The sequence below is a fragment of the Verrucosispora sp. WMMD1129 genome (genome assembly GCF_029581255.1).
Taxonomy (GTDB): domain Bacteria; phylum Actinomycetota; class Actinomycetes; order Mycobacteriales; family Micromonosporaceae; genus Micromonospora; species Micromonospora sediminimaris.
In genome coordinates this window covers 417,032-433,154 of the sequence record NZ_CP120741.1, presented here as the reverse complement: position 1 = coordinate 433,154, position 16,123 = coordinate 417,032, and the positions used below count along the sequence as shown (strand labels likewise).

The window sequence follows — 16,123 nt, the reverse complement described above, 5'->3', positions numbered from 1 at the left end:
GGGCGTACGCCTCCAGTATGGTCACGTACGTGACCAACGTTCATGGTTCTGAACAGTTGCCTGTCGGTCGGGTGCTGCCGGTGGTGGTGCTCGACGACGCGCGGCACGCGGATCCGCTCGGTGACGCACTGGTCAAGGGCGGTCTGACCGCGGTCGAGGTGACCCTGCGTACCGCGGCCGGGCTGGATGCCATCGCGGCGCTTGCCGCCCGTGGTGACCTGACCGTCGGGGCCGGGACGGTGCTCACCGTCGAGCAGGCCGAGCGGGCGATCGGGGCCGGTGCCCGGTTCGTGGTGACCCCCGGCTTCGCGCCGGCCGTGGTCCGTGCCTGCCAGCAGGCCGGCGTGCCGGTGGTGCCCGGGGCGGCCACCGCCACCGAGATCCAGATGGCCCTCGACGCCGGTCTGAACGTGGTCAAGTTCTTCCCCGCCCAGCAGCTCGGCGGGGCAGCCATGATCAAGGCCCTGGCGGCGCCGTTCCGCGACGTCAGGTTCATTCCCACCGGCGGGATCACCGCTGCGGTGATCGCCGACTACCTGGCCCTGCCGGCGGTCCTGGCGGTCGGCGCGAGCTGGATGGTCTCGGCCGACCTGATCGCCGGCGAGCAGTGGGACGAGATCACCGCCCGCACCCGCGAGGCGCTGGCCGCCGCAGGAGGTGCGGTGTGAGCGCGGTGGACCCTCGGCCGAAGACCGACTGCCACTACGACCTGGTCTCGCTCGGCGAGGTCATGCTGCGGCTCGACCCCGGTGAGGGTCGGGTCCGCACCGCCCGGCAGTTCCGGGTCTGGGAGGGCGGCGGCGAATACAACGTCGCCCGGGGGCTGCGCCGCTGCTTCGGCCTGCGGACCGCTGTCGTCACCGCGTTCGCCCGCAACGAGGTCGGCCTGCTGCTGGAAGACCTGATCCTCCAGGGCGGCGTCGACACCAGCCTGATCACCTGGCTGCCGTACGACGGGATCGGCCGCACCGTCCGCAACGGACTGAACTTCACCGAGCGCGGTTTCGGGGTACGCGGCGCGGTCGGCACCTCCGACCGGGGCCACTCCGCCGCCAGCCAGCTCAAGCCGGACGACGTCGACTGGGACCACCTCTTCGGCACGCTCGGGGTGCGGTGGCTGCACACCGGCGGCATCTACGCCGCCCTGTCGGAGACGGCCGCGCAGACAGCCGAGGCCGCGATGACCGCCGCCCGTCGGCACGGCACCCTCGTCTCGTACGACCTGAACTACCGCCCCAGCCTCTGGAAGGCCGTAGGTGGTCAGGAGCGTGCGCGGGAGGTGAACACCCGGCTCGCCGGTCTGGTGGACGTGATGATCGGCAACGAGGAGGACTTCACCGCCTGCCTGGGCTTCCCGGTGCCCGACACCGACATCCACAGCGGTGCGCTGGACGCCGGCAACTTCAAGGCGATGATCGAGGCGGTCGTCCGGGCGTACCCCAACTTCAAGGTGGTGGCGACCACCCTGCGCGGGGTACGCAGCGCGACCGTGAACGACTGGGGTGCCGTGGCCTGGGCCGGCGGCGCGTTCGCCGAGGCCACCCACCGACCCGGCCTGGAGATCCTCGACCGGGTCGGCGGCGGCGACAGCTTCGCCTCCGGGCTGATCTACGGCCTGCTCGAACGCGACGGCGACCTGGCTCTCGCGGTGGAGTACGGCGCCGCGCACGGCGCGCTGGCGATGACCACTCCGGGCGACACGTCCATGGCCAGCCTGGCCGAGGTGGAAGCGCTGGTGCGCGGGGCCGGCGCCCGCGTGCAACGCTGACCGCGGCCCCGGACCGGTCAGCTCAGGGAAGCAGGTCGGTCCGGGCGGCACCGGTCGCCGGGTCGAACGGGTAGGACAGGTGCTGGTGCACCAGTTGCCAGCCGCCGTCGCTTCGGGCGAACACTCGGGTACCGCGCGACCAGCTCTCGATGGTCGCGTCACCGGAGCGGATGACCCGTACCCGGTTCAGGCCCCACGACACGGCGAGATCACCGTCGACCATGAGCGTCTGGTCGGGCACCTCCCAGCTCACCGCACCGTCACCCGAGGCGTCGAGGCCGGCCTGGCAGACCTCGCGTACCGCCGGTTCCCCGACGTACCGTAGCGGCGCCTCGTGCTCGTACGACACGACATCGGCGGCGATCGGCTCCATCAGGGCGTCGAGGTCCTTGGCCGCCGTCGCGGCGAACCACCGCTCGTGCAACTCGTACAGTTCCCGCTCGTCGGAGGCGGAGTCCCGGTCGGGTGCCGGGTCGAGGGCGAACGAATGATGCTCGTGGGTGACCACCCAACGGTCGTCGTGGCGGCGTAGGCCCAGGGTGAGGCGCAACCGCCGGTCGGGCGCCTCGGCCAGGTCCGCCGGCGTGCCGCAGCGCAGCAGGGCGTACGCGAATGCCACCTCGTCGCCGGCGGTGACCTCCAGCGACTCGATGTCGAACGACGCACCCTGAGCCTGCCAGCGGAAGAACGGAAGCCAGGTCTGCCGGTACGCGTCGAGGCCACGCACTCCCTGCTGCGGCGGCGGCACGTCGAACATCACGATGTCCTCGGCGTGGTCGGCGAGGACCGTGCCTAGGTCCCCCCGGTGTACCGCCCTGGCCCAGCGTTCGATCAGTTCGCGAATCTGTTCCTCGTGGCTCATGCTCGGCTCGGTCCTTCCGGGTCGATCGGGTCCGTCACCCCTACAACCCCGGGCGGCACGCGAACTCACCGCGAGGTGGCCAGGTCGTCCTCGGAAAGTCGGGCGGGCAGGCCGAACTCCGGGAACGGTGCGTCGAGGAAGGAGACCACCTCGCTGACCCGGCTGCCATCCAGCGTCAGCAGATCCAGACCAGCCGGCCGGTAGCCTGCCTGGGCGTCGTCCCAGAGGTACGTGCCGAGGGCCAGCTGTCCGTTCGCCGAGGCCGGCAGGAACCGCCAGCGGTGTGACAGCACCGCCTCGGCGAGGAAGCCGCGGATCGCGCTGCGACCCTGGTACCAGACCCGTTGCGGCGGCATCGAGTAGCGTGCGTCCTCGGTCAACATCGCCACCAGGGTCTCGACGTCACCGGTCTCCCAGGCTGCCGCGTACCGCCGGGCGAGATCGCGCCGCGCGGGGTCGCCGAGCGCGCCGAGGGCTCGTTGCTGGGTCCGGTCCGGCAGTAGGCCGGCGAGCACCGCACGGGCCCGCCGCAACGCACTGTTGACCGCCACGACCGTGGTGTCCAGCAGGTCGGCGACCTCGCGGGCCGGATAACCGAGCACGTCACGCAGCAGCAGGACCGCGCGTTGCCGGGCTGACAGGTGTTGCAGCGCGGTGACGAACGCCAGCTCGACGCTCTCCCGGGCGATCACCCGAGCTGCCGGGCCCAGGTGGTCGGCCCAGGCCATCAGCCGATCCGGGTACGGCTCCAACCAGGCGACCTCGCTCGTCGGCCTGGTGTCGGCGCGTAGGTCGGTGGGCAGCTCCCGCCGGTGTCGCCGCCCGATCAGGGTCAACGCCCGGTTCGTCGCGATCCGGTACAGCCAGGGCCGGATCCCGGCATGGTCGTCGAGGCGATCCAGACCGCGCCAGGCCCGATCGAGCGTGTCCTGTACCGCGTCCTCCGCGTCGTGCAACGAGCCCAGCATCCGGTAGCAGTGCGCCCGCAACTCGTCGCGCAGCGACCCGACCAGAAGGCCGAACGCCGCACCGTCGCCGGCGCGTGCCGCCGACAGCAGCTCCGCCTCCGACCCTTCCGTCCGGCGCGGTCGCTGCCCGGACGTCCGATCAGGCTCCACACCGGCACGGTACGCCGCCGGACCTTGATGCGCCGGTCACCTGCACCTGCCGGGCCGGGACCGGGACGGTTCGACCGTGGGAGGATGCGCCCTATGGTGATCGCTGCTGACCAGAGGCGACCGGTGGACCGGTTCGTCGGACGGGTTGTCAGCACCTCGGATCGTCCCAGCCGGCGCGAGCAAAGGTCGGGCGGCCGATCGTGCGCCCGTTGACCCGACGGCCCGCCTGGCAGCGACGTGGTGACCGGTTTCGACATCCGGCGCAGATGATCGCCGTGGGCTTCGCCGGAGCGATCATGGTGGGCACCGGTCTGCTGTCCCTGCCCTGGGCGACGCGATCGGGAAGTCGCACCGAACTGGTGGACGCACTCTTCACCGCCACCTCGGCGGTGTGCGTCACCGGCCTGGTCACCGTCGACACCGGCAGCTACTGGTCCACCTTCGGGCAGGTGGTCATCCTGCTGCTCATTCAGATCGGTGGCCTCGGGATCATGACCCTGGCCACGCTGTTCACCGTGCTGCTGTCGCGTCGGCTCGGGCTACGTGCCCGCTTCCTCGCACAGGCGGAGACCAAGAGTCTCAACCTGGGCGACGTACGCGACGTGGTGCGTCGCATCGTCGTGTTCAGCCTGGTCAGCGAGGCAGTGGTAGCGACGCTGCTCACCATCCGGTTCGCCACCGCGTACCAGCGCCCGTTCGGTACAGCGCTCTACGAGGGTGTGTTCCACGCCATCTCCGCGTTCAACAACGCCGGCTTCTCCACGTACGCGGACAGCCTGATGGGTTACGTGGCCGACCCTTGGATCACCCTGACCGTCACGGCGGCGGTCATCCTCGGTGGGCTGGGATTTCCGGTCGTGTTCGAACTGGTCCGCACCTGGCGTCGCCCGGCGTACTGGTCGGTGACGACCCGGATCACCGTCGCGCTGACCGTCGCGCTGCTGGCGATCGGCACCGTGGTGTTCACTTTCGCCGAGTATGCGAATCCGGGCACGTTCGGCCCGCTCGGCGGTCCGCAGAAACTGCTCGCCGGGTTCTTCGCCTCCGCGATGACACGTACCGCCGGTTTCAACAGCGTCGACATCGGTGCGATGCGTCCGGAGAGCCTGCTCGCCAGCGACGTGCTGATGTTCATCGGCGGTGGCAGCGCGGGGACGGCCGGCGGCATCAAGGTCACCACCTTCGGACTGCTCGCCTTCGTGCTGTGGTCCGAGATGCGGGGCGAGACCCAGGTGAACGTGGGCCACCGCCGGATTCCTGCCAGCAACCAGCGTCAGGCTCTCGCGATCGTTCTGCTCAGCGCGGGCACGGTGGCCGTGGCCACCTTCATCCTGCTGGCCATCACCCCGTACCGGCTCGACGCGGTCCTGTTCGAGGCGGTGTCGGCGTTCGGCACCGTCGGCCTGTCCACCGGCATCACCGCTGACCTGCCGCCGCAGGCCGACGTGCTGCTCGTACTGCTGATGTTCGCCGGCCGGATCGGACCGCTCACGTTGGCGTCCGCGCTGGCGCTGCGGGACCGTAACCGTCGTTTCGAACTACCCGAGGAGAGGACGATCGTTGGCTGACATCCGTAACGAGCCGGTCGTCGTGATCGGTCTGGGCCGCTTCGGCAGCGCGCTGGCTCTCGAACTGGCCAAGCGGGGTACCGAGGTGCTCGGCATCGACAACCAGCCGAAGACCGTGCAGAGCCTCGTCGGGCAGCTTCCGCACGTGATCACCGCGGACTCGACCGACATCGAGGCGTTGCGGCAACTCGGTGTCGGCGACTTCCACCGGGCGGTGGTCGCGATCGGCACCGACATCCAGGCCAGCATCCTGACCACCAGCCTGCTCTCGGAACTCGGCATCCCCGACATCTGGGCCAAGGCCGTCAGCGGCCAGCATCGCAACATCCTGACTCGCGTCGGCGCCCATCACGTCATCGCGCCCGAGCACGACATGGGTGAACGCACCGCCCATCTGCTCACCGGCCGCATTCTCGACTACGTGGAGGTGGACGCGGACTTCGCGGTCATCAAGACCAAGCCGCCGCACGACGTGGTCGGCATGCCGCTGCGTGAGTCCCGGCTGCGCAGCCGGTGGGGGGTGACCGTGGTGGCGGTGAAGCCGGAGGCGGCCGTGGGCGGGCGACGGCCGGGTTTCACCCACGCGACCCCCGACACCGTGCTGAGCTACGGAGACCTGATCCTGGTGGTCGGCCCGGTCGACAACGTCGAGAGATTCGCCGCTGCGGAGTGAGCGGGCCTGACCGTGATGGCGGTCCGGCTTCTCGGCTGCGTCCACCGCCCGGCGACCGGCCGGCCTGTCGCGGAGGATTGTCGGACTTGACGGCTATCCTCACGCGTCGTGACCGCACAGCTGAACGAGATGCCGCCCGACCTGCTGGAGTTGTTCGTGGACGCCGCTGCGCGTCCCCGGACACTGCCCGTGCCGCTGCCGCCCGGCCGGACGATCCGTGGCGACGGGGGCGAGGCGGACCGGCCCACGCTGTGGCTGAGCGACGATCCGGCTCCGGCCGGGCTGTGGGCGCGGTTGCACGCGGCGCACGCGCAGTCGGGGTTGTGGCCGTTGCTGCTGGACGGCTACGACGGTGAGCCGACGCGGCCCTGGGAGGACGGCGAGTTCTGGCCCGAGCGCGGCTCGTCGCCGGCCGAGCACGATCCGGAGCGGCTGCTCGCCGGTTGGTGGGCCGGCCAGACGGCCCCCTACGACGGTGACGACCAGCTGTCCAACGAGCGGCGGGTCGCCGTGACCGCCCCGTACGGGCTGGACTGGCCGGGGCTGGCGCCGCCCGGCGAGCCGTGGACGACGCCGGAGCGGCACGCGGACCACTGGGCCGAGCAGCTGTCGCTGGCCCAACCGGCGATGCGCCTGGGCCTGGTCCCCGCCGAGCGGGGCAGCGACGCCCTGGCCGTCCTCGGCTGGCTGGGCGCGGTCAACCACACGAACGATCCCGGGCTGCTGTCGGCCGTGCTGCGCAGCTGGGAGGACCGGTTCGGTGTCCGGGTGATCGGGGTCGGCTTCGCCGAGCTGTATCTGAGCGTCGCCGCGCCTCCGGAGGAGACCACGGAGGCGTTGCGGGTGGCGGCCGAGCATTTCGCCTTCTGCCCCGACAACGTCTGGCAGGGGCAGCGGCCGTGCACCCTGGCCGCCTACGCCGAACGCATCGTCGACGCGCCGACCTGGGCGTTCTGGTGGGACTGACCCGGGTGGTCCTCAGTGGGCGGGGTCGCCCTCACCGGGCAGGGTGAGCGTCACCAGAAAGGCCGCGTGGTCGGTTGTCCGTTCCATGCTGACCGACCTGGTCGCCTCGATCCGCAGGTCCGCCGTGGCCATGAACTGCTGCACCCCGCCGTCGTGCCGGTGGCGGTAGTCCTCCGGTACGCAGGAGCGCACGTCGGGCGTGCCACCCTGCCGCAGGTTGAGGTCGCCGCTAACCACGGTCGGCCGGTAGCGACCGTCGGCGTGCAACTGCGGGATCGCCGTGCCGACCAGGTGCACGCACTGGGCGAGGGCCAGCGTCGAGCTGGTGTACGCCAGGTGGGTGGTGCAGGCGAAGAAGAGGGTGCGGGCCTCGACGCAGAGCCAGGCCCGCTGCTCGGGGTCGGCCGGGTCCTGTGCCGGGTAGATCCCGGCGTGCACCTCGTGGTCGCCGGCGGGTGCCGCGATGTGCGTAAGCACCCCGACGCCGTACTGCTGCCCGTTGACGCAGCGGTACGGCTCGCCGGTGCGGCCGTTTCGCGCCGGCTGGAAGGCGGCCACCACCGTGCCGTCGTGCACCTCCGTCATCGCCCGTTCCAGGGTGTCCACGTCGCCGGAGCAGATTTCGTTGAGGGTGACGATGTCGGGGGCCTCGGCCCGGATCACCTCGGCGGCCCGGGCCACCGAGCGGCCGGTGTAGCAGCCCGTGGCCATGCCGCTGTTGCACAGGTTCAGCTGGAGCACCCGCAGCGGTGCCGGTGCGACAGGTGCGACGACCGAGCAGCCGGCCAGCAGCACGGCGACCGAGAGCAGGGCGATGGCGGCCACCAGTGGCCGCGGAACTGTCGGACGAGAAACCATGCACCAGCCCTGGGCTCGCGGAGGGGCTGAAAGTGTATCCGTACCGTTGGGCGGTGGTCCGGGGGTCAGGTCCGCAACGGGTACGGGATGAAGGTGCTGCGATTCTCGTCCACGTCCAGTTGTCGGCTGATCGGCGGGGCGGCCCGCTGTGGGCAGGTCATCCGCTCGCAGGTCTTGCAGCCGGGCCCGATCGGGGTCGCGGCCTCTGCCGCGTGCAGGTCCATTCCGGTGGAGTAGACCAGCCGGCTGGCGTGCCGCACCTCGCAGCCCAGCCCGATTGCGTACACCTTGCCGGGTTGGCCGTAGCCGCCGTGGTGCCGGGTGATGGTGCGGGCGATCCACAGATAACGCTGCCCGTCCGGCATCGCGGCGACCTGGGTCACCACCCGCCCCGGCGCGCCGAACGCCTCGTATACCGTCCACAGCGGACAGGTGCCGCCGGTACGCGAGAACGGGAAACCGGTGGCCGACTGGCGTTTCGACATGTTGCCGGCCCGGTCGACCCGGACGAAGGAGAACGGCACGCCACGCGCCCGGGGCCGCTGCAAGGTGCTGAGCCGGTGGCAGACCGTCTCCCAGCCCATCGCGTAGTGCTGGGTGAGCAGGTCGATGTCGTACCGACGCTGCTCGGCGGCGGCCAGGAAGTGTTCGTACGGCAGGATCAGCGCCGCCGCGAAGTAGTTGGCCAGGCCGACCCGGGTGAGGATCTGGGTCTGCACGTCGTCGAACTCCTCCGACTCGACGATCTCGTCGATCACGTCGGCGAACTCCAGCAGCGCGATCTGTGCCGCCATCCGCATCGCCTCCTGTCCGGCGCGCAGCGACGTGGACAGGTGCAGGGTGCGGGTCTGCGGGCGGTACCGGTGCAGCTCACCGCCGAGCGCGGCGGCTTCCTCGCGGGTGACGTGTACGCCGTGCCGCTGCGCCAGCCGGTCGCGGAGCAGGGCGCGGACCTCGCCGCGACGCAGCGCCATCCGCCCGGCCAGCCGCTCGGCCTCCTCGTCGAGATCCGGTACGTAGTTCTGCCGCCGGTAGAAGAACTCGGTGACCTGGTCGTGCGGGCTGCGACCGATCCGCTCGCGGTCGCCGACCAGCTCGGCGAGCTGCTCGTCGGCTTGCTGGTAGCGACGGTGCAGCTCGATGACCGCCGCGGCGACCTCCGGCAGCCGGTTGGCCAGTTCGGTGAGTTCGGTCAGCCCGGCGCGGCCGGGCAGGGCCTCGCGCAGCCCGGCGACCAGCCGCGGGGTGTCGTGCGCGGCGAACACGGTCGGGTCGACGCCGAACAGTTCGGTGATGCGCAACAGCACCGGGACGGTCAGCGGCCGGCTGTCGTGTTCGATCTGGTTGAGATAGCTGGGGGAGATGCTGAGGTGTCGGGCCAGCTCCGTCTGACTCAGCCCACGCTCCTCGCGCATCCGGCGTAGCCGGGCCCCGGCGAAGGTCCTGGCGACGGCCCTCACCTCCCTGGTCCGGCAGTCTGATCCGGCCACATTAGCACTGCTGCGAATAGGCGCTTTCACAACTTCGCAGAATCGCCCGTCGACTTTTCAATAATTGGCTTTTTCCGTCCCTCGACCACCTCCGGCGTGCCGTGTGACCGTGGGCAACACACCCGGCGACCCGGCGTCTCGCGCAGCGTCACCAGGTGACGACGGAATTCGAAGGGAATGAGCAACGATGGTTACCGCAGTCGAGCAGTTGCAGCACGAATGGGACACCAACCCCCGCTGGCGGGGTGTGCGACGCAGCTATCGCGCTGAGGACGTGGTGCGGTTGCGTGGCGCGATCCAGGAGGAGCACACCCTGGCCCGACACGGCGCGAACCGGCTGTGGCGGTTGCTGAACAGCGAGGACTACATCCACGCCCTCGGTGCCCTCACCGGCAACCAGGCCGTGCAGATGGTCCGGGCCGGGCTCAAGGCGATCTACCTCTCCGGCTGGCAGGTTGCCGCCGACGCGAACCTCGCCGGGCACACCTACCCCGACCAGAGCCTGTACCCGGCCAACTCGGTGCCTGCGGTGGTGCGCCGGATCAACAACGCCCTGCTCCGCGCCGCCCAGATCACCACCGCCGAGGGCGACAACTCCGGCATCGACTGGCTGGCACCGATCGTCGCCGACGCCGAGGCCGGCTTCGGCGGAGTGCTAAACGCGTACGAGCTGATGAACGCGATGATCGCGGCCGGCGCAGCCGGCGTGCACTGGGAGGACCAGCTCGCCAGCGAGAAGAAGTGCGGTCACCTCGGCGGGAAGGTGCTCATCCCCACCGGCCAGCACATCCGCACCCTGGAAGCGGCGCGGTTGGCCGCCGACGTGGCGGGCGTGCCATCGGTCGTCATCGCCCGCACCGACGCCCAGGCCGCCACGCTGCTCACCACCGACGTCGACGAGCGGGACCAGCCGTTCGTCACCGGCGAGCGCACCGCGGAGGGCTTCTACCGGGTCCGCAACGGCGTCGAGCCGTGCATCGCCCGTGGCCTGGCGTACGCGCCGCACGCCGACCTGCTCTGGATGGAGACCAGCACGCCGGACCTGGAGGTCGCTCGGCGTTTCGCCGAGGCGATCAAGGAGGAGTACCCGGACCAGCTGCTCGCCTACAACTGCTCGCCGTCGTTCAACTGGCGCAAGCACCTCGACGACGCGACCATCGCCAAGTTCCAGCGGGAACTCGGTCACATGGGATACAAGTTCCAGTTCATCACCCTGGCCGGCTTCCATGCCCTCAACTACTCGATGTTCGACCTGGCCCGGGGCTACGCGGCCGACGGCATGTCGGCGTACGTTTCGCTCCAGGAGCGGGAGTTCGCGGCCGAGCCGGCCGGCTACACCGCGGTCAAGCACCAGCGCGAGGTGGGTACCGGTTACTTCGACCTGATCAGCACGGTGCTCAACCCGGCCGCCGAGACCACCGCGCTGCGTGGCTCCACGGAGGAGGAGCAGTTCGCATGAGATACGAGATCATCGGCCCGATGGCCGAACGCTTCGACGAGGTCCTCACCGGCGAGGCGCTGGACTTCCTGGTCGCGCTGGACAGCGAGTTCGCCGCCCGCCGGGTGGCCCTGCTGGATACCCGCCGGGCCCGTCGCGACCGCTACGCCACCGGTCAGCTGCCCGACTTCCTGCCGGAGACCGCCGCTGTCCGCGACGATCCGACCTGGCAGGTGGCGTCGCCCGCGCCCGGTCTGGAGGATCGGCGAGTCGAGATCACCGGGCCGCCGGACCGGAAGATGACCATCAACGCGTTGAACTCCGGCGCCAAGGTGTGGCTCGCCGACTTCGAGGACGCCACCGCGCCGACCTGGCACAACGTCATCGGCGGTCAGCTCAACCTGATCGACGCGCTGGACCGCCGGATCGACTTCACCGACGCGCGTGGCAAGCGGTACGCGCTCGGCGACGAGTTGGCCACGATCGTGGTCCGGCCGCGCGGCTGGCACCTGGTGGAGAAGGGGATCGTGGTTGACGGGCGGCCGATCTCGGCCAGCCTGGTCGACTTCGGGCTGTACCTGTTCCACTGCGCCCGGCGGCAGCTCGACGCCGGGAAGGGCCCGTACTTCTACCTGCCGAAGTTGGAGAGCCACCGCGAGGCGCGGCTGTGGAACGACATCTTCGTCTTCGCCCAGCGCTACCTCGGGCTGCCACAGGGCACCATCCGGGCCACCACGCTGATCGAGACGATCACCGCCGCGTTCGAGATGGAGGAGATCCTCTACGAGCTGCGCGAGCACTCGGCGGGTCTGAACGCCGGCCGGTGGGACTACATCTTCAGCATCATCAAGAACTTCGGCCAGTGGCCGGACTTCATCCTGCCGGACCGCGCCGCGGTGACGATGACCGTGCCGTTCATGCGCGCGTACACCGAACTGCTGGTGCGCACCTGCCACCGGCGTGGCGCGCACGCGATCGGCGGGATGGCCGCCTTCGTCCCGGCCCGCGACCCGCAGGTCAACGAGGACGCGTTGCGCAAGGTGCGGGCGGACAAGCAGCGCGAGGCCGGCGACGGCTTCGACGGGTCCTGGGTGGCCCACCCCGGGCTGGTGGCGACCTGCCGGGAGGTCTTCGACGGGGTGCTGGGCGAGCGCCCGAACCAGCTGGACCGGCGCCGCGACGAGGTGACGGTCACCGCCGCCGAGCTGCTCTCGGTGGACAAGACCCCGGGACAGGTCACCGAGGCGGGGGTACGGGCCAACGTGGCGGTGGCGCTGCGCTACATCGACGCCTGGCTCGGCGGCACGGGCGCGGTGGCGCTGTGGAACCTGATGGAGGACGCGGCCACCGCCGAGATCGCCCGCTGCCAGCTGTGGCAGTGGCTGCACCACGGCACCCCGCTGGCCGGCGGGGGATCGGTGACCGAGGAACTGGTCCGCTCGATGCTCGCCGAGGAGCTGGCCACGGTGACCGAGGGGCGCGAGGGCGTCGAGCGGGAACGCGCCGAGCAGGCCGCGCGGATCGTCGAGGAGACCGCCCTCGCCGAGGACCTGCCGTCGTTCTTCACCACCAGCGCGTACGCCCGGCACCTGCGGCCCACCCGGGAGCCGGCCCTGGCAGCTGCCTAGGCCCTGTGTCGCGGTCCCTGGCCGGCTTCGGCTGGACCAGGGACCGCGACGGGCACCCGGAGGCACCGGCCGCGCGGCCGTTCACCATCCGTATCCGCCTCCCCGCCCGCCCACCTACCTCCCACCCCGCCTGCTTTGCTCTGCTTCAACCCACGCAACGGTTACACGAAGTGACTGATCGCCGAGCCGGTCGACTACGGCCGCTGGAGTTTGCCCAGCTCAGTCACTGCTGCGTTGGTTGAAGCAGAGCAAAGTGCGGAAAGGGGTAAGTGGCCGGGCGGGTGTGGCTGTCACGCCAAGTGACTGTTCACTATCGAGTCTGCTGTTACTGAGGGTGAGGTGTCAGCCGTCGATCCGGGTGATGTTGCGGATCTTGTTGGATGCGTCCAGGGCGGCCACCTTGTACGCCTCGGCCAGCGTCGGGTAGTTGAACACCGTGTCGACCAGGTACTCCACCGTGCCGCCGCAGCCCATCACCGTCTGCCCGATGTGGACGATCTCGGTGGCGCCGGTGCCGAAGACGTGCACGCCGAGCAGTCGACCGTCCTCCGGCGAGACGAGCAGCTTCAACATGCCGTACGAGTCACCCACGATCTGGCCGCGCGCCAGTTCGCGGTAGCGGGCGATGCCCACCTCGAACGGAGTCGCGCTGTCGGTCAGCTCCTCCTCGGTCTTTCCGACGAAGCTGATCTCCGGGATGGTGTAGATGCCGATCGGCTGCAACTCGTGCATCGGGCGGTCCGGCTCGCCGCAGGCGTGCTGCGCGGCCAACCGTCCCTGCTCCATCGACGTCGAGGCCAACGCCGGGAAGCCGATCACGTCGCCGACGGCGTAGATGTTCTCCACCGCGGTGCGGTAGTTCGCGTCGACCTCGATACGACCGCGCCGGTCCGCGGTCAACCCGGCCGCGGCCAGGTCCAGCCCGTCGGTCTGGCCCTGCCGGCCGGCCGAGTACATGACGGTGTCCGCGACGATCTTCTTGCCGCTCTTGAGGACACACAACGCGGCGGTCTGGTGCTTCTCGACCGAGGCCACCTCCTCGCCGAAGCGGAATGTCACGGACAGGTCCCGCAGGTGATACTTCAGCGACTCGACGACCTCCTCGTCGCAGAAGTCCAGCATCCGCTCCCGGCGTTCGACCACGGTGACCTTCGTGCCGAGCGCGGCGAACATCGAGGCGTACTCCATGCCGATCACGCCCGCGCCGACCACGACCATGCTGCGGGGTACGGCCTGGAGGTTGATGACACCGTCGGAGTCCACGATGGTCCGGTCGTCGAAGTCGACGCTGTCGGGCCGGGCCGGCCGGGTGCCGGCGGCGATGATGGCCTTGTCGAAGGTGACCTTGGATTCGCGTCCGGAGTCGCCGTCCACCCAGACCGAATGGGCGTCGGCGAACCGCCCGGTGCCGGTGATGATCGCGACCCGGTTGCGGGCCAACTGGTTGCGGATGACATCGGTCTGCCGGTTGATGACGTGCTGGGTCCGGGCGGCCAGATCGCTTACCGTGATCTCGTCCTTGACCCGGTAGCTGCTGCCGTAGAGGTCTCGCTGGCTGAGGCCGGTCAGGTAGAGCACGGCCTCGCGCAGGGTCTTGGAGGGCACGGTGCCGGTGTTGATGCACACCCCGCCGAGCATGTCGCGCCGCTCCACCAGGCCGACCCGCCGGCCAAGCTTCGCGGCGGCGATGGCGGCCTTCTGACCGCTGGGTCCGGAGCCCAGCACCAACAGGTCGTAGTCATACACGATCACCAGCGTCGCAAGATGTCGCGCCCGGCGCCAGACCTGTCGCGTACGCGGCAGGTGACGTTAACCAGGTTGGAACAAACGCGACTGGCCGCCGGGCACGACGCGAGCCGGCCCGGCAGCGCGGTGCCTCAGGCGTGGGAGACCGCGCCGGCCAGCGCGGCCGGTCCCATCCGGAAGTCCGGGTCGATCTGCGTGGTGAGGTCGATTCCGGCGCGCTCGTTGGCCCACGCCTCGGCGTTGCGTCGGTGGAACTCGTGGCCCACCGGGTGAACGCTGTCCAGTCCTGGGTGGTGCCGTCGACGGCGTCGGCCATCAGGCTCAGCACGGCCCGGTTCGGCTCCTCCAGGTCGTCCAGCGGGCCGACCGTGCCGCGCTCGGCGCGGCGCACGTAGGCTGACCGGCTCATCCAGGTCAGCAGGTCGGCGCCGACGTGCTCGCGGAGGAACTCCACATCGGTGGCGTCCTCGACCTTGTTACCGATCACCGACAGGGCCACCCCGTAGTCGCGGGCGTAGCCGGCGTACTGGCGGTAGACGCTGACGCTGCGCACGGTCGGCTCGCAGACCAGGAAGGTGCGGTCGAAGCGGGTGAACAGCCCTGAGGCGAAGGAGTCGGCGCCGGCGGTCATGTCCACCACCACGTACTCGTCGGGGCCGTCGAGCAGGTGGTTCAGCAGCAGCTCCACCGCGCCGACCTTGGAGTGGTAGCAGGCCACCCCCAGATCCTCGGCACTGAACTCGCCGGTTGCCGCCAGCCGTACGGCAGCGACTCGCGGACACAGGCCACGAAGTCCTCGTCATCGACGGGGCCGGACTCGGCGGCACGCAGCAGGCTCGGCGGCACGGTGAGAGACATGCTCCTCCTCAGGTAATGATCACGGTTGTCATTATCGCTACGCTGGGAGCACATCACGTCACTGTCGGCGGTGTCAATCCTCGCCACACCGGCCGATGCCGGCCGGTGCGCAGGTCAGCCGAGGGACCGCAGCCGGGTGGCGAGAACGTCCTGGAAGAAGTCGAGGAAGCCGTCGGGGTCGGGACCGGCGTTCTGCAGCACGATGTGGTCGAAGCCCGCGTCGACGTACGTCCGCACGGCCTGGACGTGCACGTCCGGGTCGGGACCGACGGCGAACTGCTGCCGGATGTCGTCTTCGGTGACGGTACGCGAGGCCGCGTCGAAGTTAACCGGGTTCGGCAGTTCGCTCATCACCTTCCAGCCGGTGACCGCCCAGCGGCTGGTCTCCCAGGCCGCCCGCACGGCCTGCTGCTCGTCGGGCGCCCAGGCCAGTGGCACCTCGGCGTAGCGTGGCCCCTGTCCGCCGAGTCGCTGGTACGTCTGCACGAGGTCGGCTTCGGGCTCGGTGGCGAACAAGCCGTCGCCGAGTTCTGCGGCGATGGTCACGGACGCCTCGCCGCTGGCGGCGACGGCGATGACGGGCAGTTCATCGGGCAGGTCGAACACGCGGGCATCGTCCAGTTGAAGATGCTTCCCCTCGTACGACCGGTAGCCGCCGGACCAGAGCAGTCGGATGATCTCTAGCGCCTCGCGGAGCCGTTCGTGTCGCCCCCGCGCCCCTGGGAAGCCCTGGCCGACGACGTGTTCGTTCAGGCGCTCGCCGGCGCCGACGCCGAGGGTGAACCGGTTGTCGGAGACCAGGGCGAGTGTGGCGGCGGCCTGAGCGATGATCGCCGGGTGGTAGCGCACGCTCGGGCAGGTGACCCCGGTCGCCAGTTCGAGCCGGTCGGTCCGGGCGGCGATCGCCCCGAGCACCGTCCAGGTGAACGACGAGTGACCCTGGCTGTCCAGCCAGGGGTGGAAGTGATCACTCATCTCGACGAAGTCGAACCCCACCTGCTCGGCGCGCACCGCCTGCCGGATGATCTCGTTCGGCCCGAAGCCCTCACTGGACAGCTTGTATCCGATCCGCATCAGATCTCCCGACCATGAATCAGCTCTGTCTCTGCCACCTTTGCACTAGTTCGGGCGGTGCGAGGACGAATTCTGG

General features: G+C 70.1%; 14 protein-coding genes and 1 pseudogene. 7 read left to right on the top strand and 8 right to left on the bottom strand.

Going from position 1 to position 16,123, the window contains the following annotated elements:
• The first annotated feature begins 29 nt into the window (after nucleotides 1-29).
• The gene (gene eda, locus O7624_RS02005; RefSeq protein ID WP_282238667.1) at nucleotides 30-668 is read left to right on the top strand and encodes a bifunctional 4-hydroxy-2-oxoglutarate aldolase/2-dehydro-3-deoxy-phosphogluconate aldolase; all 639 of its coding nucleotides are present in this window, start codon (nucleotides 30-32) and stop codon (nucleotides 666-668) included.
• Nucleotides 665-1,768 (top strand): sugar kinase, encoded by a 1,104-nt coding sequence (locus tag O7624_RS02000; protein WP_282238666.1) that lies wholly within the window; start codon nucleotides 665-667, stop codon nucleotides 1,766-1,768. Before eda ends, O7624_RS02000 begins: the two co-directional genes overlap by 4 nt.
• A 22-nt stretch (nucleotides 1,769-1,790) precedes the next feature.
• Here O7624_RS02000 and O7624_RS01995 read toward each other — a convergent pair whose 3' ends face one another.
• Both O7624_RS01995 and O7624_RS01990 read right to left on the bottom strand, forming a co-directional pair.
• On the bottom strand, nucleotides 1,791-2,630 hold the full coding sequence (locus O7624_RS01995) for an SgcJ/EcaC family oxidoreductase (protein WP_282238665.1): 840 nt from the start codon (nucleotides 2,628-2,630) through the stop codon (nucleotides 1,791-1,793).
• Between the two features lie 65 nt (nucleotides 2,631-2,695).
• Nucleotides 2,696-3,685, bottom strand: coding sequence for a sigma-70 family RNA polymerase sigma factor (locus tag O7624_RS01990; protein WP_282240513.1), 990 nt, complete (start codon nucleotides 3,683-3,685; stop codon nucleotides 2,696-2,698).
• A gap of 272 nt (nucleotides 3,686-3,957) precedes the next feature.
• Here O7624_RS01990 and O7624_RS01985 point away from each other — a divergent pair, with 272 nt between their 5' ends.
• The 3 genes from O7624_RS01985 (at nucleotide 3,958) to O7624_RS01975 (ending at nucleotide 6,955) form a co-directional block, all read left to right on the top strand.
• Nucleotides 3,958-5,316: a TrkH family potassium uptake protein gene (locus O7624_RS01985; protein ID WP_282238664.1), complete on the top strand. Its 1,359-nt coding sequence runs from the start codon at nucleotides 3,958-3,960 to the stop codon at nucleotides 5,314-5,316.
• A complete protein-coding gene (locus O7624_RS01980; RefSeq protein WP_210936969.1) occupies nucleotides 5,309-5,989 on the top strand; it encodes a TrkA family potassium uptake protein in 681 nt (226 codons plus the stop codon). Before O7624_RS01985 ends, O7624_RS01980 begins: the two co-directional genes overlap by 8 nt.
• A 108-nt stretch (nucleotides 5,990-6,097) precedes the next feature.
• Nucleotides 6,098-6,955: a DUF4253 domain-containing protein gene (locus O7624_RS01975; RefSeq protein WP_282238663.1), complete on the top strand. Its 858-nt coding sequence runs from the start codon at nucleotides 6,098-6,100 to the stop codon at nucleotides 6,953-6,955.
• Between the two features lie 12 nt (nucleotides 6,956-6,967).
• Here O7624_RS01975 and O7624_RS01970 read toward each other — a convergent pair whose 3' ends face one another.
• Together O7624_RS01970 and O7624_RS01965 are read right to left on the bottom strand one after the other, a co-directional pair.
• Nucleotides 6,968-7,780, bottom strand: coding sequence for an endonuclease/exonuclease/phosphatase family protein (locus tag O7624_RS01970; protein WP_282238662.1), 813 nt, complete (start codon nucleotides 7,778-7,780; stop codon nucleotides 6,968-6,970).
• Nucleotides 7,781-7,878: 98 nt separating this feature from the next.
• Nucleotides 7,879-9,273 (bottom strand): short-chain fatty acyl-CoA regulator family protein, encoded by a 1,395-nt coding sequence (locus tag O7624_RS01965; protein ID WP_282238661.1) that lies wholly within the window; start codon nucleotides 9,271-9,273, stop codon nucleotides 7,879-7,881.
• 217 nt (nucleotides 9,274-9,490) lie between these two features.
• Here O7624_RS01965 and aceA point away from each other — a divergent pair, with 217 nt between their 5' ends.
• Nucleotides 9,491-10,762, top strand: a complete 1,272-nt coding sequence (gene aceA / locus O7624_RS01960) for an isocitrate lyase (RefSeq protein ID WP_093402157.1) — start codon at nucleotides 9,491-9,493, stop codon at nucleotides 10,760-10,762.
• Entirely contained in the window at nucleotides 10,759-12,369 is a 1,611-nt protein-coding gene (gene aceB, locus O7624_RS01955) for a malate synthase A (protein WP_093402158.1), read from the top strand. Before aceA ends, aceB begins: the two co-directional genes overlap by 4 nt.
• Nucleotides 12,370-12,711: 342 nt before the next feature.
• Here aceB and sthA read toward each other — a convergent pair whose 3' ends face one another.
• The 4 genes and pseudogenes from sthA to O7624_RS01940 form a co-directional block, all read right to left on the bottom strand.
• The gene (gene sthA, locus O7624_RS01950; protein ID WP_093402452.1) at nucleotides 12,712-14,115 is read right to left on the bottom strand and encodes a Si-specific NAD(P)(+) transhydrogenase; all 1,404 of its coding nucleotides are present in this window, start codon (nucleotides 14,113-14,115) and stop codon (nucleotides 12,712-12,714) included.
• Nucleotides 14,108-14,833, bottom strand: a complete 726-nt coding sequence (locus O7624_RS01945) for a hypothetical protein (RefSeq protein WP_282240794.1) — start codon at nucleotides 14,831-14,833, stop codon at nucleotides 14,108-14,110. The genes sthA and O7624_RS01945 overlap by 8 nt, the downstream gene beginning before the upstream one ends.
• A 32-nt stretch (nucleotides 14,834-14,865) precedes the next feature.
• Nucleotides 14,866-14,973: pseudogene (locus O7624_RS30630) on the bottom strand (hypothetical protein); the annotation flags it as partial.
• 114 nt (nucleotides 14,974-15,087) lie between these two features.
• Nucleotides 15,088-16,047 (bottom strand): TIGR03557 family F420-dependent LLM class oxidoreductase, encoded by a 960-nt coding sequence (locus O7624_RS01940; protein WP_093402161.1) that lies wholly within the window; start codon nucleotides 16,045-16,047, stop codon nucleotides 15,088-15,090.
• Nucleotides 16,048-16,123 lie beyond the last annotated feature (76 nt).